At 34.0% G+C, this 26,743-nt stretch carries 28 protein-coding genes and 1 riboswitch; of the genes, 14 read left to right on the forward strand and 14 right to left on the reverse strand.

Annotated elements, in window-relative coordinates; all coding sequences use genetic code 11:
- Positions 1-11 precede the first annotated feature (11 nt).
- Together X926_RS03300 and mgsA are read left to right on the forward strand one after the other, a co-directional pair.
- The gene (locus tag X926_RS03300) at positions 12-1,016 is read left to right on the forward strand and encodes a M42 family metallopeptidase (protein ID WP_103064994.1); all 1,005 of its coding nucleotides are present in this window, start codon (positions 12-14) and stop codon (positions 1,014-1,016) included.
- Between the two features lie 32 nt (positions 1,017-1,048).
- Positions 1,049-1,429, forward strand: a complete 381-nt coding sequence (gene mgsA / locus X926_RS03305; protein WP_012208942.1) for a methylglyoxal synthase — start codon at positions 1,049-1,051, stop codon at positions 1,427-1,429.
- Here mgsA and X926_RS03310 read toward each other — a convergent pair.
- Positions 1,426-1,875: a hypothetical protein gene (locus X926_RS03310; protein ID WP_103064995.1), complete on the reverse strand. Its 450-nt coding sequence runs from the start codon at positions 1,873-1,875 to the stop codon at positions 1,426-1,428. The two genes, mgsA and X926_RS03310, sit on opposite strands and share 4 nt — an antisense overlap.
- A 67-nt stretch (positions 1,876-1,942) precedes the next feature.
- Positions 1,943-2,260 carry a helix-turn-helix domain-containing protein gene (locus X926_RS03315; RefSeq protein WP_158245186.1) on the reverse strand — a complete coding sequence of 106 codons (318 nt, stop codon included), beginning with the start codon at positions 2,258-2,260 and terminating at the stop codon, positions 1,943-1,945.
- A gap of 291 nt (positions 2,261-2,551) precedes the next feature.
- Here X926_RS03315 and X926_RS03320 point away from each other — a divergent pair, with 291 nt between their 5' ends.
- The 4 genes from X926_RS03320 to X926_RS03335 are packed head-to-tail and all read left to right on the forward strand — an operon-like array spanning position 2,552 to position 5,914.
- Positions 2,552-3,208, forward strand: coding sequence for an ABC transporter permease (locus X926_RS03320; RefSeq protein ID WP_103064997.1), 657 nt, complete (start codon positions 2,552-2,554; stop codon positions 3,206-3,208).
- Between the two features lie 27 nt (positions 3,209-3,235).
- Entirely contained in the window at positions 3,236-4,339 is a 1,104-nt protein-coding gene (locus tag X926_RS03325; RefSeq protein ID WP_103064998.1) for a betaine/proline/choline family ABC transporter ATP-binding protein, read from the forward strand.
- Positions 4,340-4,349: 10 nt separating this feature from the next.
- Positions 4,350-5,000 (forward strand): ABC transporter permease, encoded by a 651-nt coding sequence (locus tag X926_RS03330; RefSeq protein WP_103064999.1) that lies wholly within the window; start codon positions 4,350-4,352, stop codon positions 4,998-5,000.
- Positions 5,001-5,020: 20 nt separating this feature from the next.
- Complete coding sequence (locus X926_RS03335) at positions 5,021-5,914, forward strand: glycine betaine ABC transporter substrate-binding protein (RefSeq protein ID WP_233186674.1); 894 nt, start codon at positions 5,021-5,023, stop codon at positions 5,912-5,914.
- A gap of 40 nt (positions 5,915-5,954) precedes the next feature.
- On the opposite strand, the gene X926_RS03340 is transcribed toward X926_RS03335, so the two are convergent.
- The 4 genes from X926_RS03340 to X926_RS03355 all read right to left on the reverse strand — a co-directional run bounded on the left by X926_RS03340 (position 5,955) and on the right by X926_RS03355 (position 9,927).
- A complete protein-coding gene (locus X926_RS03340) occupies positions 5,955-6,593 on the reverse strand; it encodes a methionine ABC transporter permease (RefSeq protein WP_103065000.1) in 639 nt (212 codons plus the stop codon).
- Positions 6,594-7,592, reverse strand: coding sequence for a methionine ABC transporter ATP-binding protein (locus tag X926_RS03345; RefSeq protein WP_103065001.1), 999 nt, complete (start codon positions 7,590-7,592; stop codon positions 6,594-6,596).
- Between the two features lie 34 nt (positions 7,593-7,626).
- Entirely contained in the window at positions 7,627-8,454 is an 828-nt protein-coding gene (locus X926_RS03350) for a MetQ/NlpA family ABC transporter substrate-binding protein (protein ID WP_103065002.1), read from the reverse strand.
- Positions 8,455-8,567: 113 nt separating this feature from the next.
- Positions 8,568-8,679: riboswitch (SAM riboswitch) on the reverse strand.
- A 48-nt stretch (positions 8,680-8,727) separates the two neighbouring features.
- The gene (locus tag X926_RS03355) at positions 8,728-9,927 is read right to left on the reverse strand and encodes an FprA family A-type flavoprotein (RefSeq protein ID WP_103065003.1); all 1,200 of its coding nucleotides are present in this window, start codon (positions 9,925-9,927) and stop codon (positions 8,728-8,730) included.
- A gap of 392 nt (positions 9,928-10,319) precedes the next feature.
- Between X926_RS03355 and zwf the strand changes: the two genes are divergently transcribed.
- Together zwf and pgl are read left to right on the forward strand one after the other, a co-directional pair.
- The gene (gene zwf / locus X926_RS03360; RefSeq protein WP_103065004.1) at positions 10,320-11,882 is read left to right on the forward strand and encodes a glucose-6-phosphate dehydrogenase; all 1,563 of its coding nucleotides are present in this window, start codon (positions 10,320-10,322) and stop codon (positions 11,880-11,882) included.
- Positions 11,863-12,561, forward strand: a complete 699-nt coding sequence (gene pgl / locus X926_RS03365; protein ID WP_103065005.1) for a 6-phosphogluconolactonase — start codon at positions 11,863-11,865, stop codon at positions 12,559-12,561. The genes zwf and pgl overlap by 20 nt, the downstream gene beginning before the upstream one ends.
- 81 nt (positions 12,562-12,642) lie before the next feature.
- Here the strand turns inward: pgl and X926_RS03370 are convergent, their stop codons facing one another.
- The 5 genes from X926_RS03370 to X926_RS03390 form a co-directional block, all read right to left on the reverse strand.
- A complete protein-coding gene (locus X926_RS03370; RefSeq protein WP_103065006.1) occupies positions 12,643-13,926 on the reverse strand; it encodes a glycogen-binding domain-containing protein in 1,284 nt (427 codons plus the stop codon).
- A gap of 28 nt (positions 13,927-13,954) precedes the next feature.
- On the reverse strand, positions 13,955-15,337 hold the full coding sequence (locus X926_RS03375) for a hypothetical protein (protein WP_103065007.1): 1,383 nt from the start codon (positions 15,335-15,337) through the stop codon (positions 13,955-13,957).
- A gap of 10 nt (positions 15,338-15,347) precedes the next feature.
- On the reverse strand, positions 15,348-16,067 hold the full coding sequence (locus tag X926_RS03380; RefSeq protein WP_103065008.1) for a hypothetical protein: 720 nt from the start codon (positions 16,065-16,067) through the stop codon (positions 15,348-15,350).
- 68 nt (positions 16,068-16,135) lie between these two features.
- Positions 16,136-16,918: a hypothetical protein gene (locus X926_RS03385; RefSeq protein ID WP_103065009.1), complete on the reverse strand. Its 783-nt coding sequence runs from the start codon at positions 16,916-16,918 to the stop codon at positions 16,136-16,138.
- Positions 16,919-16,967: 49 nt separating this feature from the next.
- Entirely contained in the window at positions 16,968-18,512 is a 1,545-nt protein-coding gene (locus X926_RS03390) for an alpha-amylase (RefSeq protein WP_103065010.1), read from the reverse strand.
- A 275-nt stretch (positions 18,513-18,787) separates the two neighbouring features.
- On the opposite strand from X926_RS03390, the gene X926_RS03395 reads away from it, so the two are divergent.
- The 6 genes from X926_RS03395 (at position 18,788) to X926_RS03420 (ending at position 24,174) form a co-directional block, all read left to right on the forward strand.
- Positions 18,788-19,480, forward strand: a complete 693-nt coding sequence (locus tag X926_RS03395) for a DUF554 domain-containing protein (RefSeq protein WP_103065011.1) — start codon at positions 18,788-18,790, stop codon at positions 19,478-19,480.
- Positions 19,481-19,697: 217 nt separating this feature from the next.
- Complete coding sequence (locus X926_RS03400; RefSeq protein WP_103065012.1) at positions 19,698-20,840, forward strand: hypothetical protein; 1,143 nt, start codon at positions 19,698-19,700, stop codon at positions 20,838-20,840.
- Between the two features lie 19 nt (positions 20,841-20,859).
- A complete protein-coding gene (locus X926_RS03405; RefSeq protein ID WP_103065013.1) occupies positions 20,860-21,837 on the forward strand; it encodes a glucosyl-3-phosphoglycerate synthase in 978 nt (325 codons plus the stop codon).
- Positions 21,834-23,351, forward strand: a complete 1,518-nt coding sequence (locus tag X926_RS03410; RefSeq protein ID WP_103065014.1) for a hypothetical protein — start codon at positions 21,834-21,836, stop codon at positions 23,349-23,351. The genes X926_RS03405 and X926_RS03410 overlap by 4 nt, the downstream gene beginning before the upstream one ends.
- A 93-nt stretch (positions 23,352-23,444) precedes the next feature.
- The gene (locus X926_RS03415; RefSeq protein ID WP_103065015.1) at positions 23,445-23,705 is read left to right on the forward strand and encodes a DUF3783 domain-containing protein; all 261 of its coding nucleotides are present in this window, start codon (positions 23,445-23,447) and stop codon (positions 23,703-23,705) included.
- A 13-nt stretch (positions 23,706-23,718) separates the two neighbouring features.
- Complete coding sequence (locus X926_RS03420) at positions 23,719-24,174, forward strand: RNase H family protein (RefSeq protein ID WP_255408797.1); 456 nt, start codon at positions 23,719-23,721, stop codon at positions 24,172-24,174.
- Between the two features lie 74 nt (positions 24,175-24,248).
- On the opposite strand, the gene X926_RS03425 is transcribed toward X926_RS03420, so the two are convergent.
- Genes X926_RS03425 through X926_RS03435 form a run of 3 tightly spaced genes read right to left on the reverse strand, consistent with a single transcriptional unit; the run spans position 24,249 to position 26,604 of the window.
- The gene (locus X926_RS03425; RefSeq protein WP_103065017.1) at positions 24,249-24,962 is read right to left on the reverse strand and encodes an ABC transporter ATP-binding protein; all 714 of its coding nucleotides are present in this window, start codon (positions 24,960-24,962) and stop codon (positions 24,249-24,251) included.
- Entirely contained in the window at positions 24,947-25,681 is a 735-nt protein-coding gene (locus tag X926_RS03430) for an ABC transporter permease (protein ID WP_103065018.1), read from the reverse strand. The genes X926_RS03425 and X926_RS03430 overlap by 16 nt, the downstream gene beginning before the upstream one ends.
- Positions 25,678-26,604, reverse strand: a complete 927-nt coding sequence (locus X926_RS03435) for an ABC transporter substrate-binding protein (RefSeq protein WP_103065019.1) — start codon at positions 26,602-26,604, stop codon at positions 25,678-25,680. Before X926_RS03435 ends, X926_RS03430 begins: the two co-directional genes overlap by 4 nt.
- Positions 26,605-26,743: the final 139 nt, after the last annotated feature.

Here is a 26,743-nt window from a genome sequence, read left to right on the forward strand (position 1 = left end):
TGGCAAAAAAATTGAAAGAGCTAATAAAAAATATTACGGAGCTTTATGGACCAAGTGGAAGAGAAGATCAAGTCAGAGATTTTATTAAAGAACAGATCAAAGATTATGTGGATGATATTAAAACAGACAAGCTAGGAAATCTTATCGCCACAAAAAAAGGTAATTCTGGAAAAACTATATTATTTGACGCCCACATGGATGAAATAGGGGTTGTTGTTACGCACATTTTAGACAATGGCTTTTTAAAAGTAGAACAAGTCGGCGGTCAAAACCCTGTAAATTTGATCGGTTCGAGGTTGATTTTTAATGGAAGAATAGGGGTTGTTGGAGTTGAGGGAGAAAGTGAAAAAGAATTAAAAGATAATTATAAAAACTTATCTTTAGACAATATATTTGTTGACATAGGCGTATCTTCAAAAGAAGAAGCGGAAAAAATTGCCCCTATTGGCACTTTTGGAACCTTTGCCGAAGGTTTTGTCGATTATGGTAATTATTGTATGTCAAAAGCCATGGATGACAGGATTGGATGCGCTATTTTAATAGAAACTATCAAAAATATGAAAGATAATCAACACACAGTTTTATTTGCTTTTACTGTCCAAGAAGAAGTAGGTTTAGTCGGATCTTTTGTTTCGGCTTATGATTACGAAGTCGACAGAGCAATAGCTATAGATGTCACGGATTCCTTGGATACTCCTAAGGCTCTTAAAAGAATGAGCATGGCCTTGGGAAAAGGACCTTGTATTAAAATAAAAGATAATCTTTCTGTAAGTGACAGAGAAGTTGTAGAATGGATAAAAAATGCTGCTTTGGCAAACAACATACCCTATCAGTTCGAGGTATTAACCTTCGGAGGAACAAATGCCGCGGGCTATCAAAGAACTAAATCTGGAATTCCTAGTGGTACTATTTCTATTCCTACTAGATACATACATTCACCTCACGAGATGTTATCCTATAGCGATGTTGAAAACACGGTGAAACTGTTGAATACGCTTAGTAAAACGAATTTTTAGAAGCTTATTTTTTACGTTTGAGGAGGAAAATCATGGTCAATGTAGCGTTAATAGCTCACGATAAAAAGAAGTTAGACCTTGCGCTCTTTGCCAAAGAATGGAAGGATGTATTTAAAAATTGCAAACTTTATGCTACAAAAACCACTGGAAAGATTTTAAAAGAAAAAGTTGGATTAGAGATACAAACTTTTGAATCTGGACCATTGGGAGGAGACTTACAAATAGGCGCTCTTGCTGTCAGTGGGAAAATAGATTTTGTGATCTTTTTAAGGGATCCGTTGACAGCCCAGCCTCACGAACCGGATGTATCCGCTGTTTTACGGATTTGCGATGTACACAATATTCCACTTGCTACTAATTTAGCAACCGCTGAAGCAATAGTTCTCGAAATTCAAAAAAAGCTTAATAATTAATACTTATTATCTTGAAGATCTATTTGTTGATTACCAGTACTTAACGGTAGTACAATATTTGGCAATGCCGACTTCATTAAAATTTCGTTCAAATAAATTCTAATATAGGGCCAAAGAACATCATCAACAAAATTTTTAAGGAAATACTTTTTGGCCCTTTTGTTTTTTGAAAAACTTTCGAAATCCATATCCGTTTCGAAAATCTCTCTGAAGGTTAGAACGTAGTAAGCTATCCTCTTTTTTTCTCCTTCTAAAAAAATTCTGTAAGTAACAATTAAGTTTAAGTCACTGTTTTTTTGTTCGTATACATATCCTCTTTCGATCGTTATTTCAGTAATTTTTTCAACTACTTCTTTCGATGTTCTCTCCAAAAATTCACTTTCCAAAAATATATTCTTTAGAATTATATCTTTCAATAGGTTTATTTTTTTATCATCATTTTTCATAAAACTCCTCCCACAATTTATCAATTATTGTCTTTAGAAATTCTAAAACTTTATATATAACGGCTTTTTATAACTTGAGATGAAATATTTTTTCAAAATTATCATTTGTAGAAAACTCATCTGTGTTTATCTCTTTATTATCTTTAAATTCAAAATACAATTTGATATTCCCATCCAACACTTCTGCCAATCTTTGCAAAAACAAATATGTTGGATTGTAGTTTCCCTTTTCAAATTTAGAAATTATCGCCTGAGTTGTCCCCATCCGCTCAGCTAGATCTTTTTGTGTAATTCCCATTTGTAACCTTCTTTTTTTCATCTCATATACCAACTCTAATAACGCTTTTTTATCTATAGCTTCCCATTTCTTCTCATTTTCATTCAAAGCTTTCACCTCCAATCTCATTATATTTTATTATACAGCTTTTAGAAATTCTAAAACCTATTTTAAAGAGAATTTCTAGAACTTTAAATTTTTAAACGCACTCGTCCACAATATTTTGAAAATTATTTTATTACCAAACTAAACACATTATAAAATATCTTAAAAGATTTTTAGTTTTATATTTTTACTTAATTGTAACTTACTTATATTCTAAAAAGATTAAAAATGTGTTATAATATTTATCGCAATGATGAACAAACTAATTTACAATAAGAAGAAGGGAGTGAAACAGTGGAATTTTTCGAATATATTTCTAGTAGTTCAAATATCATAATTAGAGAATTTCTAAATCACTTGAAAATCATAGGTTTATCTTTACCTTTTTCTATAGGTATCGGAGTACCAACAGGAATTTTCATATCAAGGCATCCTAAAGCCGCAAACATAGTTATCTACATTGCCAGTATTCTGATGACTATCCCAAGTTTGGCCCTTTTTGGGATTATGGTTGTAATTTTGTCTCCTTTTGGAGCTGGCTTAGGGGTTACACCTGCCGTGATTGCTTTGATTATATACTCTTTACTTCCAATTATAAGAAATACATTAACAGCTATTCAAGCCCTTGACCCACAAATGATAGAGGCTGCTAAAGGAATGGGAATGACCGAATCTCAAATATTATTCAAGATCCGTTTACCTTTATCGATCCCTACTATAATGTCTGGGGTAAGAAATGCTGTAGTAATGGGAGTCGGCGTTGCTACTTTAGGATATTTTGTTGCTTCAGGAGGATTAGGATACTTTATTTTTGCTGGGTTAAGCAGGTCACGGTATCCAATGGTAATAACAGGGGTAATATTGGTCTCAATTTTGGGTGTTTTAGCTAATTATCTTTTACTAAAATTTGAGGATTTAATTACTCCAAAGGGTCTTAAAATTAAAGAATAAGATAAAAATCATAGGAGGAACATTAAAATGGCAATAAAATTAGTTGATCTCACAAAAAAGTATGGTGATTTTACCGCCGTTAATAATTTAAATATCGAATTTGAAGACAATAAATTAACTATTCTAATAGGTCCGTCTGGATGTGGAAAAACAACTACCTTAAAGATGATCAATCGTTTGATTGAAAGAACATCAGGCGATATCCTCTTCGATGGAAAATCGATTGACGATATAAATCCCATACAATTAAGAAGAAGTATAGGTTACGTAATACAAGAAATTGGATTATTCCCTCATATGACTGTATTCGATAACATCGCTGTAGTTCCAAGGCTTTTGAAATGGACTGAAGAAAAAATAAAAAAGCGGGTATACGATCTATTAGATTTAGTAAATCTTGATCCAGACGTTAACGCTTATAAGTTTCCAGCACAACTATCTGGAGGTCAAAGACAGAGAGTGGGAGTAGCAAGGGGACTTGCAGCTGATCCTGACATATTGCTCATGGATGAACCATTTGGTGCGATTGATCCTATAAATAGAGAAACATTACAAGATGCATTTCTTGAAATTCAAGAAAAGATCAAAAAAACTATTATATTTGTCACACATGACATAAGGGAAGCTATTAAATTGGGTGATAAAATTGCGATCTTCAAAGACGGTGAATTAGTACAGTACGATGATACACAAAATATTGTTCAAAACCCGAAAAACGATTTTGTTAAGGACATATTGGGGGAAGATAGCCAATTCAAAGCTTTGGAATTTGTTAAGGTTAGCGAAGGATTGTATAAAGACATTCAAGTCTTTAAAATTGATGAGGATCTTTCAAAGATTAAAAATACAGTACAGAGTAATTATCCTATCACCATTTTTGTTGATAAAAATAACAACTATAAAGGGTTTATAGAAACTAAAAGAGTGAATAGAATTAATGATTCATCTAAATTGAAAAGTTCTTTGAAAAAAGATCACGTTACGGAAAAATCAAGCCTTTATGAAGCATTAAACAAAATACTAAGTTCTTCAAGTACAAATATCCCTGTGGTTACAGATAAGCAAAAGGTAATAGGAGTGATCAACTTAAAAGCTATATTTGAACAAATGTCAAATAAAGAAGAGGTATGAGGAGGATAATATGGAATTTTTTACATACGTTGCTGAAAATCTTGGCTATATAGGAATAAAGGCTATGGAACATCTTTATTTGTTCGCAAGTTCTTGGGCAATTGCTATCGTTGTTGGAATGGCAATAGGAATCTATGTTACCCGCCCAGGAAGAGAGAAAAGCGGAAGAATAGCCCTTTCAATAACAGGAATAGCCCAAGCCGTACCAAGCATTGCTGTTATTGCCCTCGTTTTTTTATTCATGGGAATAGGTCCTGCCCCTGCGATTTTCGCTTTATTTCTATACAGTATAGTGCCTATAACTTTTAACACTGCATCTGGACTTTTTGGCATCGATAAAGGCATGATTGAAGCAGCAAGAGGCATGGGAATGACTAACAGAGAAATCTTGTGGAAAGTAGAAATTCCAACCGCGATGCCAACTATTTTTTCAGGAATAAGAAATGCAGCCATAATAAATTTAGGAACAGCTACCATCGCATCAGCCATAGGTGCTGGAGGATTGGGAGAACTGATTTTTATAGGTCTTGGAACCTTTAAATTCGAGATGATATTAGCTGGAGCTATTCCAGTATCTATAATGGCCGTTTTAATTGATTTTGCACTTGCAATAATACAAAACAGAATGACTTCGGAAGGTATTAAGTTACAAAATGAATAGTGAAAAAATTTTAAATGGAGGTGTTAACGTTGAAAAAATTGGCAGTACTTATGTTAGTTGTAGCGTTTTCTTTGACTTCGCTATTTGGTGCAACTTTAACCGTAGGTGCAAAAAACTTCACAGAACAGTATGTCCTTGGAAATTTGGCTGCACTGCTACTTGAAGAGAACGGCTTTAACGTTGTTGAAAGGTTCGGCCTTAGTTCTCTCGTCGCTAGACAAGCTTTGACAACAGGACAGATCGATTTATATCCAGACTACACTGGAACCGCGTGGGCAACTTACCTAGGCCAAGAAGAAATGATCACTGATCCAGACGATCTTTTCGAAAAAGTCAAAGAATTAGATGCTGAAAATGGTATTGTCTGGCTTGATAGGATAAACGCTAATAATACTTATGCACTTGCTATTCGTCAGGAAGATTACGAAAAATATGGTTTCGAAACCCTCTCTGATTTAGTTGCTTACTGGAACGAACATCCAAAAGATTTTGTAGTAGGAGTTGGTTATGAATTCTATGAAAGACCTGATGGCTTTTTTGCCTTTGCTGACCACTATGGTTTAGATATTCCTGATTCCCAAGTGTCAACTATGCAAGATGGATTAACCTACGAGGCAATTGCAAATAATAAGATAGATATTGCAATGGTTTTTGCTACCGATCCAAAAATTTTAAGATACAATCTACATGTACTAGAAGACGACCAAAACTTCTGGCCTTATTACCATATCTCTTACGCAGTTAGAAAAGACGTCCTAGATGAATACCCTGAAATTGAAGAAATTTTGAGACCTCTCACACTTTACCTAAACCAAGACATTTTAATAAGGCTAAACTACAGAGTAGATGTCGATGGTGTTGAACCAGAAGTTGTTGCGAGAGATTATTTACAAGGTTTAGGTTTAATAGAATAATCTCAGTTATCACATTAAAAGCCAGGAATCTCCTGGCTTTTTATTTTCTTAAAGAGTTCGACAATCTTGAACCAACAAATTGAATTATCTGAGTTAAGAAGATTAATATTGCCACGTCATATAGAAGAACATCCATTCTAAACCTTTGATATCCGTAGTTTATGGCCATTGCACCAAGGCCTCCGGCTCCTACCGCTCCTGCTATAGCCGTATAAGTTATTAAGTTTATAATCAACAAAGTAATATTTGAAACCATCTCTGGTGCAGTCTCAGGTAGTAGTACTTTAAATATAAACTGACTGTTGGTCATACCCATAGATACAGATGTGTCTAATAATCCTTGTGAAAGATTGTTAAAAGAAGTTTCAGCCAATCTTGCCATAAACGGAATGGCTGCTATAGACAATGGCACAATCGCTGCGGTTGAACCGATTATCGTTCCAGTTAATAATCTAGTTAAAGGAATTATCAAAATAATAAGAATGATAAAGGGGATTGATCTAAATATATTTACAATCCAATCTAAAACGGAATACCAAGTTTTTGCTGCTTTCTTATCACTCTTAGACAACATGTAGAGCGCAATTCCCAACGGAATCCCCAACAAAATAGCTATAAAGCCAGAAACAAACGTCATGTATAGCGTTTCAAGAGTAGCTATAAATAGATCTTGGATCATTTATTTCAACACCTCAACTTTGTAAACATTGGCAGAGAGCTCTTCTAAAAACTTTTCCATTTCCCTTTGCGTAGAAATAATCTCAACTATTAAAGTCCCATACGGATTGTCTTTCAAATGTTCTATCTTACCGTAAAGTATATTCAATGTGATGTCATATTTTTTGGTGATATTATGTAAGATAGGTTCATGTGTCTTTTCTCCCCAAAAAACTATCTTTATCAATCTATGGTTTTCTCCTTTAACAACCTCTTTTACCCTCTTCCAATCTATGTTTATTTCTTGATAAAATTCTTTATTCAGTTCATTTTCTTTTTCAATAAAAAATTCGTGGACTTTGCCAAAAAAATCAACCGTTCCATTTTTTAAATAAACAACCTTATCGCAAATCTTTTTGATGACGTCCATTTCATGAGTAACAATCAAAATTGACTTTTTCATACTCTTATTGATTTCCAATATGAGATCTAAGATTCTTTGTGTCGTACTTGGATCTAAAGATGATGTGGGTTCATCAAACAAAATAATATCAGGATTATTTATTAATGCCCTTGCTATAGCTGTTCTTTGCTTCTCTCCTCCCGATAACTGTGAAGGATAAGAATCCTTTTTATGAAGAAGATTCACATCTTCCAATATCTTATTAACACGAACTTCTATTTCCTTTTTAGTTACCTTTTCAATTTCAAGCGGAAGAGATACATTTTCAAATACCGTTCTAGAACTTAACAAGTTGAAATGTTGAAATACGATACTAATCTTTTTTCTTACGTTTCTCAACTGATCTGTATTTAATTTCGTTATATCTACTTTATCCAAGAAAATCTCCCCGGAAGTAGGAGCTTGGAGCAGGTTCAACGTTCTCAAAAGAGACGTTTTCCCCGCTCCAGATAACCCTATAATCCCCAAAATTTCTCCATTTTCAACTGAAAAATTTATGTTTTTTAAGACATGATTTTTGTTATCATATACGAGATTAAGATTTTGTATTTTTAACAACTACGTTTCTCCTTTTGCATTATTTTATGAAACTTCAAAATACCGGTACTACAGCACCATTGTACTTCTCTAAAATAAATTCTCTCACGTTATCGGTTGTTAGTACTTCAACCAAAGCTTTTACTAGTTCATCGTCGACACGACTTTCCTTTACCGCTATTATGTTTGCATATGGAGATTGGGCTCCTTCGTAGAATACCGCATCTTCCAATGGATTCAGGTCAGCTTCTATAGCATAATTTGTGTTAATAACTGCACCAACAACATTTTTATCTTCCTTGTAAGTTCTTGGCAAATACGGCGCTTCAAGCTCTTTGAATTCCAAACCGTATGGATTTTCCACGATATCTTTGATAGTCGCCACTAAAGGATCTTCTCTCTCCCTAAGCTTAATTAATCCGTATTCTTGAAGAAGCAACAAAGATCTACCTTCATTGGTAACATCGTTAGGAATTATGATTAAATCACCTTTTTCAAGGTCATTTAAATCTTTTTTCAAATAAAACCCCATAGGTTCAACGTGTATCTTAGCAACAGACACCAAGTCTGGCAAGTTACGTTCCCTTTTAAAAGTTTCTAAATATGGTTCGTGTTGAAAATAATTTGCATCTATAGAACCATCTTCCAAAGCCAAATTAGGTTGAACATAATCTGTAAAAATTACTATTTCAAGTTCAACACCTGTTTTTTCTTTGAAATCATCTTTTACAAACTCTAAAATCTCGGCGTGGGGAACTGGAGTCGCTCCAACTTTGAATGTATTACCACCAAAACCAAACAAAGCATACCCTTCAACGAAAAACAATGTTAAAAAAACAAATAATGAAACCAAAGCCCTGAATACACTCTTACTTTTTTTCATACTAAATCCCTCCCTCGTAAAATATGTTTGAAAACTCTTTAAATTAGAACTTTATATACAAAAAACCTCTTCCGGTAGAATGGAAGAGGTGTATTTTTATAACTTTTATCCTCTCCTTATCTCCCAGAATTACTCTGCAGGATTTGGCACCATTACATAATTTGGTTAAATTATGCAGGTTGCCGGGCTTCTTCGGGCCAGTCCCTCCGCCACTCTCGATAAGGAATCAAAAATTATTAATTTAACTAATATTATCATATTATTTTTTGAAAGTCAAGCTAATTTTACCTCTCTTGCCATTGCTTTTGCCAATTCACTTAATTTCTTAAAATCTTCTTCTTTTGCAGATAGCCTTGCTTCAACCGGCTCAGCTACAAGTGGCCATTTCATTTGTTCATTGTACTTAACTAGAGTAGATACTCCACCTCCGCTCCAGCCATAAGTACCAAAGATACCTAAAACATGATTTTTTATGTTGGTATGGGATAACCATTGAACCAGTGACTCCATGTAAGGAAAAAGACCTTGATTATACGTCGAGCTTCCAAAGATTACTCCTTTGTATCTCCAAATCTCGTTAATTATATAAGAAATGTGCGTTTTTGATACATCCATTATTTTGATCTCTTTAATGCCTTCTTCAGCCAATTTCCTTGCAACATAGTCTGCCATCTCTTCTGTATTTCCATACATCGATCCATAAGCTATTACAACGCCTTCTTCAGTCTCATATTTACTCCATTTATCGTACAATGAGTAAATTCTTTCAGGATTCTTTCTCCAAATTGGTCCGTGGGTAGAAGCGATTATTTTTATATCTAGATTAGCTTCATTCAATTTTTTTAACGCCCTTTGTACCATAGGAGAGTACTTTCCAACTATATTAGAAAAATATCTTCTGATTTCATCTTCGAATACTTCTACCTTTACTTCATCATCGAATATTCCTCCGTCTAAGGTCCCAAAGCCTCCAAAGGCATCACCAGAAAACAAAATTTTATCTGTTTCATCGTAGGTCATCATCGTTTCTGGCCAATGAACCATCGGAGTTAGGTAAAACTTTAGATTACGCTTCCCTAAGTTTAGAGATTCACCATCCTTTATCTCTTGAAAATTATCTTCAACCTGATAGAGATTTTCTATAAACTGAAAAGTGGTTCTATTACCAACAATTTTTAAATTAGGAAATTTTTGCAAAAGTTCTGGAATAGTCCCAGAATGATCAGGTTCCATGTGGTTGATGATTAAATAATCAAGAGGTTTACCGTTTAAAAGATTCTTGATTTTGTCAAAAAATTCAGTTACCTTCGATTCTTTAACCCCATCGATTAAAGCTGTTTTTTCATCTAAGATTAAATAAGAATTATAGCTAACCCCTTTCTCAAGAGGCCATAAGCTTTCAAAAAGCTGCGTATCTCTGTCGTTTACACCAACATAGTAAATACTGTCACTAATTTTTATAGAACCATTCATACTTTCTTCCTCCTTTGAATTTCTACGTTTTATATTAAGGTTAACTTACTAAATTGCTCTTATTTTTTGTCGTTCTAAGTTTGGTGTAATTGAATAAACGTGGGCTTCTTTGCCTCTTTTTCCTTCAAAATATATTATAGCACATAATCTAATTTGTTTTGTGGCTATAGAAAATGGTAAGTTAAAATAATTCATCATTTTGTAAATTACTATCTTTTTTGTCGTGTTATAATACGAATAACAATTAATTTATAAAATATCCTGTGGGCTAACTGTGGGGTGGGGAGCGGGGAGAAGGGGCGTTAAAACAGACTAGATTTAACTAATTAAAGTAGCTTTTAGTGTTTTTAAGGACAATAAAATATTCTATACAAAGAGGTGGAGATTAGTACATGGAACAAATAGTGAAGCATCTTTCAAGAAAAAATATCTGTGAAGAAATAAAACCCGGAGCTTCCTCATTAATTATATTTGGAGCCTCTGGGGATTTGACTTTTAGAAAATTAATCCCTTCTATATATACATTGTTCAAAAAGAACCTATTGCCTGAGGAATTTTTCTTGCTAGGAATAGCAAGATCTAATTTCTCAGATGAGGAATACCGTCAAGAAATTAAAAATAGATTATTGCAAGAAAACGAGGATAACTATATAATCTCAAAATTTATTGAAAAAGTCTTTTATACTTCGGGTTTCTACGATGATGATACCCTTTATTTGGAACTAAAAAATAAATTAAATTACTTGGATAAACTCTTCAACACCCAAGAAAATCATCTTTTTTATCTTTCAACCCCTCCAAATGTCTATTTAGAAATAATTAAACGTTTGGGGAAATTTAATTTGACCAAAGAAAGCGAAAATTCTTATTCAAGAATAATTATAGAAAAACCCTTTGGCAGTAATTTTAACACATCCAAAGAATTAGATGAAGAACTTCATAAGTATCTAAATGAAACCCAAATATACAGAATCGACCATTATCTTGGTAAAGAGACCGTTCAAAATATAATGATGCTTAGATTTGCAAACATTGTTTTTGAACCTATTTGGAATTATAAATACATAGACAACGTTCAGATTACCGTAGCTGAAACATTGGGTGTAGAACACAGGGCGGGATATTTTGAACAAGCTGGCTTATTAAGAGATATGTTCCAAAACCATATGATGCAACTTTTGACATTAGTAGCAATGGAACCACCAGCTTCCCTTGAAGATACAAGCGTTAGAGACGAAAAAACGAAACTATTGAAGACTATAAGGCCTTTTGAAAAAGATAAGATAGACGAATACTTTGTAAGAGGTCAATACATTGATGGAATGATAAATGGTAAAGAAGTTCCAGCTTATACAAAAGAAAAGAATGTTAATCCAGACTCCTTTGTAGAAACATTTGTAGCGGCTAAATTTTTAATTGATAATTGGAGATGGAGTGGGGTGCCTTTCTATTTAAGGGCAGGAAAAAGATTGAAAAGAAAGGTTACAGAAATCGCCATAATCTTTAAAGACGTTCCCCATTCGATATTTGCTAAAAATGACATAACCTTAGAGAAAAACACTCTCATTCTAAATATCCAACCAGACGAGGGATTTTCACTAAAAATTCAAGCGAAACAACCTGGTTCCAAACTTTGTTTGAATACACTAACAATGGATTTCAATTACGATGAATTCTTCAAATTCAAAGGTCCTGATGCATATGAAAGACTTCTTTTGGACGCCATGTTGGGTGATCAAACACTTTTTGTAAGAAGCGACGCTATGGAAATTTCTTGGAAAATCTTCACCCCTGTTTTAGAAAAATGGGAAGAAGAAAAACACAATGGGCTGAGATTATACAAAGCTGGTACATGGGGACCAAAAGAATCTTTTGAATTATTAGCAAAAGACGATAGAAGTTGGCGTAACTTAGATTTTGAAAGCGAGGCTTTGTATGCAAGCAAAATTTTTTGATGATCCTCAAAAGTTCCACAATGAAGCCGTAAATTTAATTTACAACTTGTATGAAGAAAGCATAGAAAAAAACAAATTATTCACCTTAATGCTCTCAGGTGGAAGAACTCCACTTCCCCTATATGAAAAATTGGCAACAGAGTACAAAGATAAAATGAATTGGGAGAAGGTCCACATTTTTTGGGGAGACGAAAGATACGTCGATCAAAAAAGTGACGATAGTAATTACAAATGGGCTTCCGATTTGCTAATAAGCAAGATTAATATTCCAACAAATAATGTACATAGGATAAAAACAGAACTCCCCATAGAAAAAGCGTCACAAGAGTACGAAAAAGAAATAATAAACTTTTTTGGAGTACAAAATCCCGTTTTTGATTTGATATTACTAGGAATAGGAGAAGATGGCCACACAGCATCTTTGTTCCCTTCAAGTGACAGTTTAAAAGAAAGCAAAAAGCTCTTCACTGTCACACCGCCTTCTGGAACACCTAAATTACCTAGAATTACAGCCACGTATAAATTGCTGAACAATGCGAACAATATCCTTTTTCTAAGTTCTTACAAAGGAAAAGAGAAGGTAATAGATGAAATCCTAAACAACCCCAAAACAGCAGAAGAAAAATATCCAGCAGCAAAAGTTAAAGTTAAGAATACTTATTTTTTCATAAAAATATAGGGACTGTTTAACAGTCCCTATTGAATTGATAATTATCAAAAATAAAGATCTCTTTTTGTATATGTAGAAGGGAGAGATTAATTAAAATTCTGCAACCATCGAGATTGAAAGATACTTATCTTCATCGAAAGTTGCTAAATCTGTTGAATCTATTATATTTCCAAATAATAGCATTAACTCTACTGGCATTTCTTCGTTTGCTGCTTTGAAGTTAACGTCATATCCGAACTTCTCATCTGCGTTGTAGTAAACATCTCCACCAATTCTCAAAGATTCTAAGAACTCGTAACCACCACCAACCTTAAGAGCATAAAAATTGCTGTCTTCCATTTCATAATAAATAGCTGCGTCCAAATCAAAGCTTCGATAATTTGCTATAGCTTCAGCAGTTATACCATTATTTGAATTTGAATATTTCAACTTAACAGAGAAAGTGTCTTCTTTATCGTAACCTACTGACACGCTATCGAATTCTAAATCTTCGAGATCAACCTCGGCGTATAAGCCAAATGCATCAGCCCTAACAACCAAAGAAGTTGCATCCACGGTATCGAACAAAGCACTTAGAGCATACCTGTCAGTGGAATATGAACCAAAGATTCCCCATTTAAACTTATCGTTTTGAGAAAATAGATCTAATCCTACATCAAAATTGTTCCAATTTAAGAAAACAGCAAAACCGCCAAGACTCTCTTCGGGATTTTCATAGTCAAAATTATATTTTGAATTTACTTCTGTCTTATAAAATGCACCAAAAGAATACATATCCTGTAGCCATAAGGCTTTCATACCGTAAACTTTAAACTGGTAGTTGACAGATGAAGCTCCTATTTTTAATTCTAAATCGGCATTTTCAATATCTGGATTTATACTCAGTATAACCTCATTGGAAACGACTGGATCGCTAAAAAACCCAGTCTCTTCCTCTAATTTAGCTTTTAAAGTGAACTGATATTCTCCTGAAAGAATGGACGCACTCTCTGCTGCTGCTGCTTCAGCCGCAGGAGCAGAAATTTGCAACTCTCCATCTACTAAAATCAACTCAAAGGAGGAGTTCCTTCCTCCATATGGGTCTGGAACGTAATCGGGAGATTCCGGATCCTCGTACCAATCAGTGCCATTTACTACGTATTTGTATTCATAAACACCAGGTTGTAAATCATCTGCCACATAAATCCAAACTCCTTCACTGTATTCCATTTCCCAAGCTGTAGTACTCCAGTTGTTGAAAGACCCTGCTAAAAATACCGTATCAGCTGTTTCATTTTCGTATTCAAAAATTACTTTGCCATCCTCAACATACACCTTAGAGAAAGAAACCACTACCATCAAAGAAAATAAAAGAACAAAAACTATTTTTTTCATCTTTCCACCTCCATATTCTCCCTATTTTTTAAAAATTGAAAGTAGTAGTAACACCTATTTGCTTTTTAAACGATAAAACATTATCAAAGTCGCCATTGCCTATATAAAATTTGATATTCCCTTTTGGTACATAGTAGGTGATCTCGCCGTATGCGGTGAAATATTGCTCGATGATCCCTTGTATATATTGAACTTTTGCCATAGCAGAAAATTGATCAAAATTCCTTGAAATATCTACGTAATAAAGTTCTCCTAATGATTGAAAAGATTCTTCAGAAACCGGATTACCAAAAGCATATTTAATATTACCCTTAAAATCAAAAATATCATAATTCCCTTCTAAATACAATCTAAAGGGTTTGTAAGAGGTGATATCGGTCCAATCATCCTCCCATCCTCTCTTGTAAACTGATGCTTTGTAGGAAGTTAAAAACGGGATAGAAAGATCCTGACTATAGGTAATTGACATTTCTGATCCATCCATCACGAAATCGGAGAATGTACCATCAAAATCTCCGGAAACATACAACTCTAAATTGTCGATGTATAAATTAGTTCTAAGCCTATCTATATAAGTTTCGGTGCCAAAATCCAACTCCAATTTATTTGTCAATCTAATATCGTTATAGGAACCTTCCAAATAAATGTTTTCCATCAAACTATCCGGAGAATATCCTCTGTAAAAATTATCTGAAATGTATGTTGTATTAAAATTATACTCAAATTCCCCTAATTCTCCTCTTACCCCACCATACAAAAGATAATTATCTTCTATACTATATGAAGCGGTTTCTACATCTTGCTGATAAGAAAGAACAACCTCTCCGTAAGGTTTTACACCTTCAAAAGTTCCAACATTGAAATCAAATCCTATCATCTCATTATAATCTAAAGACTCGTTCTTGTAATCTTTCAAATATAAAACGCTTGAATTTACTCCGCCAAGCTCGGGAAGCCTATAATGTAACAAATTAAAAAGATACCCACTTTTATCCACTGCGTAAAAATTCATATTACCAAAATTATCTAAATCAGCATACAACTTTAGACCATTCACAGATCCAATCTTTTCATTGTTGATTATTTTCAGCCAATCATCTGTTGAAACACTTTTTCTGTTCCAATAAGTAGTGAGATCTAAGTTCTCTAATTCATATGTAAATTCGGAAGAAGAAACCCACAACTGATCGCTTGAATCCTTATTTAAATTGAATTCACCTCGTAAACCTTCACCAAAGAATTTAAAATAAAGATCTGCTTTGTTGAAATTATCATAGAACGAGGCGTCTTCTTCATCTGAGTAATCATAATTTAAATTTAATTCGACGCTTCCGTTGAGATTAATACTTCCAAAGAATATGGTTGCAATCACAATCATCAAAAAAACTAATGGAGTTTTTTTATTTCTCACCAATTTCACCTCACTTTTCTTCAAACTCTATGTAACTTATACTAGGATAAAATCTAACGGTAAGTTCGTCGGTATCGCTTTTTAAAGTATAAACTGCATCGGCAGAACTGTCTGAATAAACTTCCCCGTTAAATATCATATGCCAAGGTTGCCAGCCTAAACTCGGTTTTATCTTATAAGCAATTGTATCATTCGCTTTGAACTCTTTGCTGATTGTTGCAACTAAAACATCCCCCTGTCTTTCAAACTTTATAGCATCCTCATCCCAAGTTTTTGCTCCCCAATTTCCTGCCAAATACCAATCTTGCAATAATTTGGTATCATCTCCAACACCTACTGCTTTACCTTCTTCCATCTTTGTTGTATCTACGTAGATGGTTATTTGCTCCAAATTATTATTTTCTACTACATCTTTCCAAATAGGTATTGAAGAAGTTGCTATATTACCGTCGCTTTTAACGTAGAAGATCTTGTAATAGCTTAATTCATATATCTTTCCTTCTTCATCTATTTCTGTATATGTGAGATCTGAAGTGGGTATGGTGATTGCATAAAGCCCTAAACTTTCCTCATAGGCTAAAAGATCATCCGTAGTCGGTATATTGTTGTTTTTGGAGTAACCCAAATAAATACCTGGATCAAGGGTAATATCAAGCAGGTTCATCATACAACCAGATAAGGTAAATACAACGAGAACGCCAAGAAGTACATAGAAAATTTTCTTTTTCAAAAAATTCACCTCCGTTATTGAAAGAAGAAAGCCCCTAAGGACTTTCTTCTTGGTATTTTAATACTTTTTTACTGAGCCCAACTTTCTACAAAGTTTACAATCGTTGCATCATCGGTTAAAACATATGTTCTATTACCAATGTTATTACCATTAGCATCTTTTTCAACATAAGCCCAATCATCGTCAGGATTATCATCCATATTATCCATTCGTAAGAACTTGTATCCTTGTGCAGTATAAGAGGTAGTTGTTGCTTCGGTTGTAAAATAACCAGTAGTAGAGTCTTTGTTCAAAGTTAATGAGTTATCCCAATCTCCATTCCAACCTCTCATATATATTGCATCGCCCTCAGTTCCTTCTGGTACATGTACAACAAAATTAACCGTTATCTCTTCTTGCAAAGCACTATAATCTATAGGTTCCATCCCTTTCCAATTAAGTACGACATCTTCAACATCACTCTGGGGAGCTACCTCCAGTCTTCTATCTCCGATGTCACCACCGCTTTCATTTACTTCCACAAAATCCCAAGGGACATCGCAAGTGTACTTATATTTTACCGGATAATCCTCATCGTCGAACAAAGTCGAAATATCAAATTCTGCATACAGTTGCTCACCATCTACTTTTACTTCAGATGTTGCTGCAGAAGTAATATCCCAACCATTGTAACTTCCCATCAAGTAAATAGGACTGGCTTCAGGTGTTGTTGTAGGAAGATACACTTTTAACATCACTGTTTCTTCCGGTTGCTCCTCTGGTTCTTCTTCCTGCTGGGTTGGTAAACATCCAAAAAGCACAAAAATACTTAAAAAACTTACTAACATAACTACTAACCACTTTTTCTTCATACTCATAACCCCCTTTTTAAGATTTTGGTATTTGATTTTTTCCTTTCAATTACAGAGGTACCCATACTGACCAACCTTCATTTTCACTCGTTATAACTTTGAAATCTCCATACCCATTTTCATCTGTTGTTACTGTACCTTGTATATGACCTGTATAATCGTAGAATGTTGTGTTAGGCTGGCGTGAGTTAATACGTTTGGTTCTCACTTCATTTGTTTCTCCATCTGAAATCAACAAAACAAGCCCGTCTTTTTCTACCTCAGGTAGCCCTTCTCTTACATAGCCGTACACATCTTCATCATTGTTATCAATTTCATATCCTCGCCCATATGCATAGTTCCTTCTAACTTCTAATAATTTGTCTAATCCTTCTTTCATTCCATATATATAGTAATCTTTCCAAAAAACAACCGGTGTTCCGTATTCTCTTGTTAAAATATAGGCATAAGCTTGATACTTTCTTCTGTAGATTCCAGGGTCAACATCGTCTCTATTAGTGTCGTGGTTATCGACGAAAGTAACAGCCCTATCCTCATACCCATCTTTGTTCACCAATCCAACATATTGTAGATTTGTTAAATCTGCACCATCGATCATATCTACGAAAAAACTTCTCAAAGGAAAGTCGAATACTTTCAAACTCTCATTACCTACGGTGTCAAGAAACTTTGCTAAGTCATCTGTGTCTTCTATCCATGCTTCTCCGACATAAAACAAATCTTTTGTTGAACTGCCTTGTACATCATTTATCCATTCATTTACAAACCTATAATCTACATGTTTTACGGCGTCTAAGCGAAATCCATCAAAGTTTATATCGTTTACAATCCACTTGCCCCAGTTGGTAACATCTTCTTTCACATCAACATTTTCATAATCGACATCTGCTCCCATCAAGTAATCATCATCCCAATAAAATGTATAATCCCAATTTTTGCCTTCAAACAAATACTTGCCATGTGTATCTTTGTTTGCATCATAATCAACTCCGTCAAAACATTGCCAGTTCCAAGTAAAATCACTGTATTTGCCGTTTCTACCTGAGAAGTCAAAAACCGTGAATGCTCGTATAGTTTCACCGGGTTTGTCAGGGCTAATATCACTCAACTTAACCTCTTCGGTCCCATCGGCACCCATTCTATGATTCAATACCGCATCGTAATAAACCTTTACGTTGTTCGAATGAAGGGAAGAAATCGCATCTTCTAACTCTTCTTTTGTTCCATACTTTGTGCGTATCGTACCATGATGATAAAATTCCCCTAAATCCCACAGATCGTATGTTGCATAGCCAACATCTGATGTTCCGAACAGAGCTTTGTTGGCAGGGGGTAACCAAACCGCTGTAAAACCTTTTTCAGATAGCTCAGAGGCTCTCTTTTTCAATAACACCCATAAATCTTCTTCTTCAGGATGATTTACTAAGTAATCACCTGTTGCCATCTCCCAGTAAAAGGCTTGAAGAATTGTTTCGTTTCGTGTTGAGGGAACTTTTTGATTAAAAGGAAATTCAAGAAAAGTACCACTACATCCAAAAAGTACAAAAGTCAGTAGAAAAATTAATATACCAACAAAAACTTTTCTTTTTTTCAAAAACTAAAGCTCCTTCCATTTAAAGATAATTGTCATAAATGGAAATGATTCCATTCAATTATAGCACTAATGGAAACATTTCCACAAACCCGATTAAGAACGATTATGGACGATTGTAAGAGTTTAGAGCAAAATAAATACAATTAGAAAGGTAAATCTTAAAATTTCTTCATTTTTGTAAGTTTTTTGTAATTAACCATACAGTGAATTCTTTGGTATAATTATTAAAAAACTTTTAATGGATTCAATACCATAAAGAGGGAGGGGAATTAGTAGTGTTCAACATCGCTGTCATTGTAAACACTGTAGCCGTTTTAATTGGGGGTACAGTGGGGACATTTATTGGAAATAAATTACCGGATAATTTGAGACTGATTTTATTTCAAAGTGTTGGTTTAACTACTTTTTTAATCGGAGTAGGGATGGGATTAGATGCGAGCAATTTGATAGTGGTTTTGGTATCTTTGGCACTGGGAGGAGTAATTGGAGAGTTATTGAGAATTGAAAAAGGTCTGGGAAAATTGGCAAACATCGTTGAAAGATCACAAGGAGAAACACCTTTTGTAAGGGGATTTATTACCGCCACTGTTCTTTTTGTTATAGGCCCTATGACGATAATTGGATGTCTAAATGCCGGTCTTTCGGGAGATAACTCTGTGATTTTCTTAAAATCTGTTCTGGATGGAATTTCTTCTATGGTCTTAGCCTCGGTTTATGGTGTGGGAGTTACATTCTCTGCTGTGAGTGTTTTCTTGATTCAAGGTTCTATAGTTAGTTTGGCTGGAATGCTTTCTTTCCTTTCGGATCCTTATTATTTAAATGATTTTACAGCCGTTGGAGGGGCAATGATAATTGCCATTGGAATAAGACTTTTAGAAATAAAAGATATAAAAGTAGGAAACTTCCTTCCTTCTTTGATAATTGTTGTTTTGATAAATTTTATTCTCACCTTTTTTGGCAGATTTTGACAAATTCCTACAAAATATGTTATAATATTTAATAGATAGACTAACAAATGTTTTCTTCTTATTTAAACTACTATTTATATCTTTGCCGCCCATACTCATACTATATTTACCTATGTTTCTAATACTGATCAATTAAACAAAACTAATTATAAAACCTTTTTTGGAAGGTCTTTATTTTTATTACCTGTTAAAAACATGACTGAAAGGAGGAATCAAAATGCTTAGATTAGAAGATGCCTTATGGAAATTGGAAAAATACGAGGATGAATTGTTAACTAATACGATACTTTACAACCAACTCCCTTTAAAAAACCCCAACGAACAAAAAAATTTTTTAATAAACAGATTAAAAGAAATGAACTTACCAAATATTAGGGAAGATGATGAAGGGAACGTATACGTCTCTTTTGTTAACGATGATACTTCCTCTACGGCACTTATTTTCACAACCGTAGATGAGATACGCGATCCCCTTATTGAAAGATTCGCCAGAGTATTAAAAGGAAAAATAGAAGGGTTAAAGATCGTTTCGTCTTCACTTAACGTTGCGGCTCTTTTGACTATGATAAAGTTTTTACACTCAGAAAAAGTAGACTTAAGAAAGAACGTTATTTTCCTTTTTCTTAACCAAGCAAGAAAAAACAAGTTTTTGAGTTTAGGAGAGTTTTTACAAGAAAATATGAAAAGCTTGGACTACGCTATTAAAGTCAATGGTATCAATTTAGGAGATCTTGGGCATCGTTCTTTGGGAAAATATGTCTACAAATTAAAATTTTATTCCCGAGATTCAATACATAAGACTTCTAAATCTCCTTCAACCCTAGAAATATTGTACAGAATAACGTCCAATCTTAAAGAAAATGCCGATATGGAAGGGACATCTGCAAGTATCTTGAAACTCGACAAATTCGAAGACAACACAGAAGTAATATTGGAGATAAAAAGTGAAGGAGATCAGGACCTAGAAACTATAAGTGAAAATTTAAGATCCACCGTCACAGAATTAGCAGAAAGATACAATTTAAAGATAAAATTGAATCTACTTTCATACATACCGACCACTTTCATACCAAAAGACCATCCTTTGATCGAACAGATCAGAGATGTTCATAATCATTTAAAAATCAAGACTAAATTGGTTCCTTTAGACAAAGATGAGGCATTGATAATTAAATCAGGTATTCCAGCAGTTTCTCTAGGTATAGCGAAAGGCGAGATATTAGATGGCATAGAATACTTCGAAAGAGATGGTGTAATGAAAGGTTTGAATCAAATTTTGATGGTAGTGGATAACGTAACAACAGAAAACTTTGCTGAAGAAGAGATAGATCAGGACATTATAGGAGAAGAAAAAGATTAAATAGAAAGGAAGATCATAAATGAAGGATAATGTCTTAAAACGCTCTTTTCACCATTCGAAGTTTGAGAACATTAAAGAGCTCGTTAAATTAAAAGAAAAACAAGATATCAAGATATCCCTTGCCTTTCCTTCTTTAAACGAAGAAAAAACAATTGGCAAAGAGATACTCATTATGAAAACAGAACTTATGGAAAAATATCCATTATTGGATGAAATTGCTGTTATTGATTCTGGCTCAGAAGATGAAACGGTTTCTATAGCAAAAGAGTACGGTGCAAAAGTTTTTTACTCCAGTGATATTTTACCAGAATACGGTTTTTACAAAGGAAAAGGAGAAAATTTATGGAAAAGCCTATACGCACTTAATGGCGACATAATCGTATGGGTGGATTCAGATATAGAGAACATACATCCAAAATTTGTATACGGTTTAGTTGGCGCTTTGTTGAATTATCCAGAAATAGGCTACGTTAAAGCCTTTTATGATAGGCCTATTGTTGGAAAATCAGGAATGCAACCAACGGGTGGAGGAAGGGTTACCGAATTGGTTGCAAGGCCTTTATTTTCTTTGTTTTACCCAGAGTTATCAACGATAATTCAACCGTTAAGTGGCGAATATGCTGGAAGAAGGGAAATTTTAGAAAAGCTCCCGTTTTTTGTGGGATACGGTGTTGAAATTGCTCATCTCATCGACATAGCTGAACAATTTGGCACTGAGATAATAGCTCAAGTCGATCTTGAACTTCGAATACACGACAATCAACCTTTACACTCACTGAGTAAAATGGCTTTTGAACTCACAAAGGTAGTATTAAAAAGATTGGAAAAATATAGTAAGTTAGATTTAAAAACCAAATTGACCGATAAACATATAATGATTCAAAAAAAAGAAAATGAAAAAATATTAGTTCCAACGGAGATACCAAGTGTTGAAAGGCCTCCTATCATCACCATCCCTGAGTACAAAGAAAAGTTTTCAAAAGGGGAAAAGGTATGAACTACCTTTACATCTTCCACTACCATTACATAAAAGGCGGAGTTTCGACCGTTGTCAGAAATATCGTAAAATCTCTAAAAAACGAGTACAAAATTACTCTCTTTGGTTCAAAAAAAATGGGTATAGACGGGATAGAAGAGGTCTTATCTTACAAAAATGTAGATTTTATTGACTTTCCAGAACTCAGATACATATACTCTGACAGCACAGATTATAAAACTTTTGTGGAACTCAAAGAATCGATAAAAAACAAATTGAACAATTATCACCATGAAAAGGCTATATACTGGGCTCATAACTATAACTTAGGCAAAAACCCCGCCTTCACAAAGGCTTTTAAAGAATTTATCACAACAAAAAATATCCCCACAATAATTCAAATTCACGACTTTCCTGAATGTGCAAGATGGGAAAACTATTCTTTTATAAGAAAATTCATAAATTCTTCCATGTATCCCATAAGGAAGAACATACAATATGCAACTATCAATCTATCCGATTACAATAGACTTATAAAATCTGGTATACCTTCAGAAAATACTTTTTATCTTCCAAATGCTGTTGAATTCTCTAAAAATAAAGATAAAACAGATGACATTGACAAAGATGAAGTCATAAACAAACTAAAGAAATTGGGATATAACGTTGATCCAACAAATAAAAACATTTTGTATCCAACAAGAACGATAAGAAGAAAAAATATTTTAGAAGCCGTGCTTATAAATCGCTTGTATGGAAAGAGTAATCTTCTTGTCACATTGCCAGCTAACTCTGATAAAGAAAGACCATACGAAAAAATTGTAAAAGAAACCTTTGAATCTGAAAAGGTTAAGGGAGCTTGGGCTATTTCAGCAAAAGACCCATCACTTTTTCCATATATTCTGAATATATCTGATCTTTTCTTTTCTTCTTCAGTATTAGAAGGATTTGGAATGATATATTTAGAATCAAAATTCAACGAAAAAAATTTTTTAACCAGAAAATTAGATGTTATAGAAGATTTCAAAAATATAAAAGAAGTAAGTTTTTACGATCGATTTTTGGTTAGGCTTTCTCCTAAAGAGATTAAAAAAGTAAAAGAAGAATACGAAGAAAAAATTAACAAGATACCTATCTCCGAAGAGAACAAAAATCATTTAAGACAAGTTTTAACCAACAAATTTGACAAAGATTTAATTGATTTTTCATTTCTCCCCGTCGAACTTCAGAAGAAATTTTGTATGGAAGAAGAAACAAAACTTAAAGATTTGAAAGAAATTAACAAAGAAATATTTGATAAAATAAAAATGTTGACTTCCACAAATCACAGGGACCAAGGAATAAATTTGGAAGATTTCTCATTGAAGGCGTATAAAAGTAAAATATTTTTATTATTAGATAAACTGCAATCTAGAGGAAACACCCCGCAAGGGGCTCAAGGAAGTACAAAGGAAATAGAAGATACAATAATTGACGAAAATATTCTGAAATCTTTTTTAACGATAGACAATATAAGATTACTCTTTTCTTATTAGGTGCAGAGTGGGTCAAAGTCCTATTAACACTTTTCCTTAGAAGGGTGGGGAGCGGGGCGAAGGGGCGCTAACACAACTTAGGAGGCTATTCCAATGTATGAAGATATAAAAAACATTCCGACAATTATAATGAACGGTATGTCTAAAGAACAGATACTCAGAATAATGAAAACGATAAAAAATATGGAAAACTTACCTGAAAATATAATTTTTGCTTCCATTACTCCTACGAGTTCTCAATGGACAGTCGAAGAACTGATCAAAGAGCTAAAACAAGAAGACATTGAAATGAAAAAAGTCACAGAAAATCTCAAAAACGGGGTATACGACAATTACAAAAAAGACAGCAAGTAAAGATAAAACTCTCATCGCCTATGTCGATGGAAGTTATGACGTAGAAACAAAAATATACGGTAGCGGCATAGTATTTCTAGATGATGAAGAAAAACATTTCTTCTTTTCTGGTAATAACCCAGAATATTCATCTAGCAGAAATGTTGCTGGAGAAATAAGTGCATCCATTTACGCAATGGAATACGCGAAAGAAAAAGGTTATGAAAAGATAATAATACACCATGATTACATCGGATTAGAGAAATGGTGTAACGGAGAATGGAAAACGAATAAAAAAATAACCATAGCCTATAAAAATTGCTATGATTATTTTAGTAAATTTTTAACTATACAATTCAATTGGGTAAGGGGACACTCAGGAGACCATTACAACACCTTGGCAGATCAATTGGCAAAAAAGGCATTAGAAAGCAAAAATTTCCGTGATTTAATAACGAAATATTTCGATAAAACCTCTTTGAAATCCTAATTTTTTGAAAAAGCAGAAGGTTTCATGCTGATTTTAAAGAAAGAAAAGAAATTCTCAAAACCTCTTTATACTTCCTAAACCAATACATTTTCAGATTGGCTCATTACAAATTTTGTGATCTGGCTTTCTAACTCTAAAAAGCTTTTATCATAAATATTTTTGTCTTCTTTCGAAAGATTTATATTAAAGACCTTTAATATTCTAGAAGGTCGCTGAGACAAAATAACTACTTTATTTCCCAGCATCAATGCCTCTTTTATGTCATGGGTAACCATCAATATTGAAAAATAATTTTTCTTCCACATCTTTTCTATATCTTTTATTATTGATAGTTTAATATTTAGATCCAAAGAGGTGAAAGGTTCGTCCATAAGCAAGATCTGTGGTTCAACTAATAAAGATCTGGCAATATTCACCCTTTGTTTCATACCTCCACTTAATTTGGAGGGTAAAAGATTTTCAAAGCCTTCTAAACCTATCATACCTATAATTTGTTTAATTTTCTTTTCATCGTCTAAAATTATTTTTAGGTTGTCGTAAACCGTTCTCCAGGGCAATAATCGAGGTTCTTGGAAAACGTAACCTATCTTATCGACAAAGGTTTCAACTGTCCCTTCACTTTGCTTTTCTAATCCTGAAACGATCCTAAAAAAAGTAGTTTTTCCACAGCCAGACGGCCCCAACAAAACGATTTTTTCACCCTCTTGCAACTCAAGACTCCAGTTATCTATAACCAGAAGATTTCCAAACCTTTTAGTTAAACGATCTACTTTTAGTACATTTCCCATCTTGCTAACATCCTTCTTGAAATAATTTTAAATACACGTTCTGTGGTTATACCTAATATAACGGCTATGATAGTAATGGCATAGATCCTAGGAACATCGACATACTGTCTCGCCCAAGCAAGTTCTACCCCTAAGCCATTTCCACCAACTAGAAACTCTGTTACTAACACTACTTTCCATACATTCCCTATCGAAACTTCAACCGCTGCAATTACAAACGGAACGATCGAAGCTAAGTATACATGCCTAAATATTTTAGACCTCGATACTTTGTACAAGTGCACCATCTCTAACAATTTTCTATCGATATTCTTAATTCCAGATGCTGTCGTAAAAACTGTGTTAGGTAAAATAGCCATGGTACTTATTAAAATAGGACCACGCCATCCAACACCCCACAGAAATACGACAAAAGCAAGCCAAGAAACCACCGGAATAGCTTGTATCATCATCAGCATGGGCCTAAAAATTTCGTATATCGTGTCGCTCATCCCCATTAAAAACCCCAAAATTATTCCGATAAAAGAGGAAAGAAACAAAACAATCAAAGTTTTCCATACCGTGTTCCATAATGCCACATAAAACCTCGGTGTACTTAGCTGATTTATTAAATTGACTAAAACTTCATGAGGGAAAGGCAACACAAAAGAAGAACCTATGACAAAAGAAAAAAAGTACCAAAGTAAAACGATCAACACAATTCCAAAAATAGTTTTCATCGATAATAAAATCCTTCTGTCGGTAAAGTTGGTAACCCTTCCGGATAAAGTTCGTGCATCGTGTTTAAAAAGTTATCTACTTCTTCTTTACATTCCACAATCGGAATGTATTCAAAAACCAATCTATTCATCGCTTCTTTAAGTACTGGAACAGGGATAGTTAAATATTCGTTGGTTATTTTCAATGATTGATCTAAATTTGTATTAGCCCACTCAACACTTTCAGAAAAAGCGCTTTCAACTTTTGAAACGATATCCGGTTCACTTTCCAAAATCTCCTTTTTAACAAAAAGTCCAGCTATAGGAAGGCCATACTTTGAACCTGAGATTTTATTCCATTCATCTTGAAAATCTAAGACAATTTCTCCTTCGGTCCCTGTTACAGCCAATGTGGCAAATGGTTCTGGTAAAGCGGCATATTCTACCTTACCTGCTTTAAACAGAGAAACTATCTCCTGGGGAGGAAGGTAGCTGAATTTTACATCTTTATCGGGAACCAAACCATTTTTCACCAAAAGATACCTCATCAAAATGTCGACGGTTTGACCTCGACCATGAGGAGAATAGACTTCATGACCTTTTAAATTTTTTACATCTTCAAAATCAACATTGCTACTTCCTACCAAATAAAATGCTTTCCACTCGTGAACGCCTAACAATATTAACTCTAAACCTTGAGCGTATAAATTCGCACCAACGGTTATAGGAAGCACGGCAAAGTCTGCTTGATTGGATACCAGTAACGCTACCGCTTCATTGGCATCCTTCCAAAGACTCACATTTATTTCTACCTCTTCTTCTATCGTATTCGCCATCAACCCTGTTACCGGAACAACGGTTGGACCTAAAGGATTAGTTATTGTAACAGAAAAAATCAAGAGTGTAAAGAAAAAAGAGACGATTAACAAAGTTAATTTTTTCATGGTTATTTTCCTCCTGTATCTCTCTAATTTAATAGCTTTAGAAACTCTAAACTTTGTATATAGACCTTTTTACCTCGCAGCCAGGAAGACCAACTTTAATCATTGTAACTCTTTTCCTTTTCATTGACAATAGTGAAGT

It is taken from the genome of Petrotoga sp. HWHPT.55.6.3 (assembly GCF_002895495.1).
GTDB classification, from domain to species: Bacteria; Thermotogota; Thermotogae; order Petrotogales; family Petrotogaceae; genus Petrotoga; species Petrotoga mobilis.

What these genes read in the sequence shown, in the direction of transcription:
- pgl (WP_103065005.1), top strand. Translation starts at nt 11,863, where the DNA reads ATGCAAGCAAAATTTTTTGATGATCCTCAAAAGTTCCACAATGAAGCC.
- X926_RS03435 (WP_103065019.1), bottom strand. Translation starts at nt 26,604, where the DNA reads ATGAAAAAATTAACTTTGTTAATCGTCTCTTTTTTCTTTACACTCTTG.
- X926_RS03415 (WP_103065015.1), top strand. Translation starts at nt 23,445, where the DNA reads ATGTATGAAGATATAAAAAACATTCCGACAATTATAATGAACGGTATG.
- X926_RS03330 (WP_103064999.1), top strand. Translation starts at nt 4,350, where the DNA reads ATGGAATTTTTTACATACGTTGCTGAAAATCTTGGCTATATAGGAATA.
- X926_RS03310 (WP_103064995.1), bottom strand. Translation starts at nt 1,875, where the DNA reads ATGAAAAATGATGATAAAAAAATAAACCTATTGAAAGATATAATTCTA.
- X926_RS03425 (WP_103065017.1), bottom strand. Translation starts at nt 24,962, where the DNA reads ATGGGAAATGTACTAAAAGTAGATCGTTTAACTAAAAGGTTTGGAAAT.
- X926_RS03370 (WP_103065006.1), bottom strand. Translation starts at nt 13,926, where the DNA reads ATGAAAAAAATAGTTTTTGTTCTTTTATTTTCTTTGATGGTAGTGGTT.
- X926_RS03385 (WP_103065009.1), bottom strand. Translation starts at nt 16,918, where the DNA reads ATGAAGAAAAAGTGGTTAGTAGTTATGTTAGTAAGTTTTTTAAGTATT.
- X926_RS03430 (WP_103065018.1), bottom strand. Translation starts at nt 25,681, where the DNA reads ATGAAAACTATTTTTGGAATTGTGTTGATCGTTTTACTTTGGTACTTT.
- X926_RS03325 (WP_103064998.1), top strand. Translation starts at nt 3,236, where the DNA reads ATGGCAATAAAATTAGTTGATCTCACAAAAAAGTATGGTGATTTTACC.
- X926_RS03405 (WP_103065013.1), top strand. Translation starts at nt 20,860, where the DNA reads ATGAAGGATAATGTCTTAAAACGCTCTTTTCACCATTCGAAGTTTGAG.
- zwf (WP_103065004.1), top strand. Translation starts at nt 10,320, where the DNA reads ATGGAACAAATAGTGAAGCATCTTTCAAGAAAAAATATCTGTGAAGAA.
- X926_RS03355 (WP_103065003.1), bottom strand. Translation starts at nt 9,927, where the DNA reads ATGAATGGTTCTATAAAAATTAGTGACAGTATTTACTATGTTGGTGTA.
- mgsA (WP_012208942.1), top strand. Translation starts at nt 1,049, where the DNA reads ATGGTCAATGTAGCGTTAATAGCTCACGATAAAAAGAAGTTAGACCTT.
- X926_RS03350 (WP_103065002.1), bottom strand. Translation starts at nt 8,454, where the DNA reads ATGAAAAAAAGTAAGAGTGTATTCAGGGCTTTGGTTTCATTATTTGTT.
- X926_RS03400 (WP_103065012.1), top strand. Translation starts at nt 19,698, where the DNA reads ATGCTTAGATTAGAAGATGCCTTATGGAAATTGGAAAAATACGAGGAT.
- X926_RS03340 (WP_103065000.1), bottom strand. Translation starts at nt 6,593, where the DNA reads ATGATCCAAGATCTATTTATAGCTACTCTTGAAACGCTATACATGACG.
- X926_RS03410 (WP_103065014.1), top strand. Translation starts at nt 21,834, where the DNA reads ATGAACTACCTTTACATCTTCCACTACCATTACATAAAAGGCGGAGTT.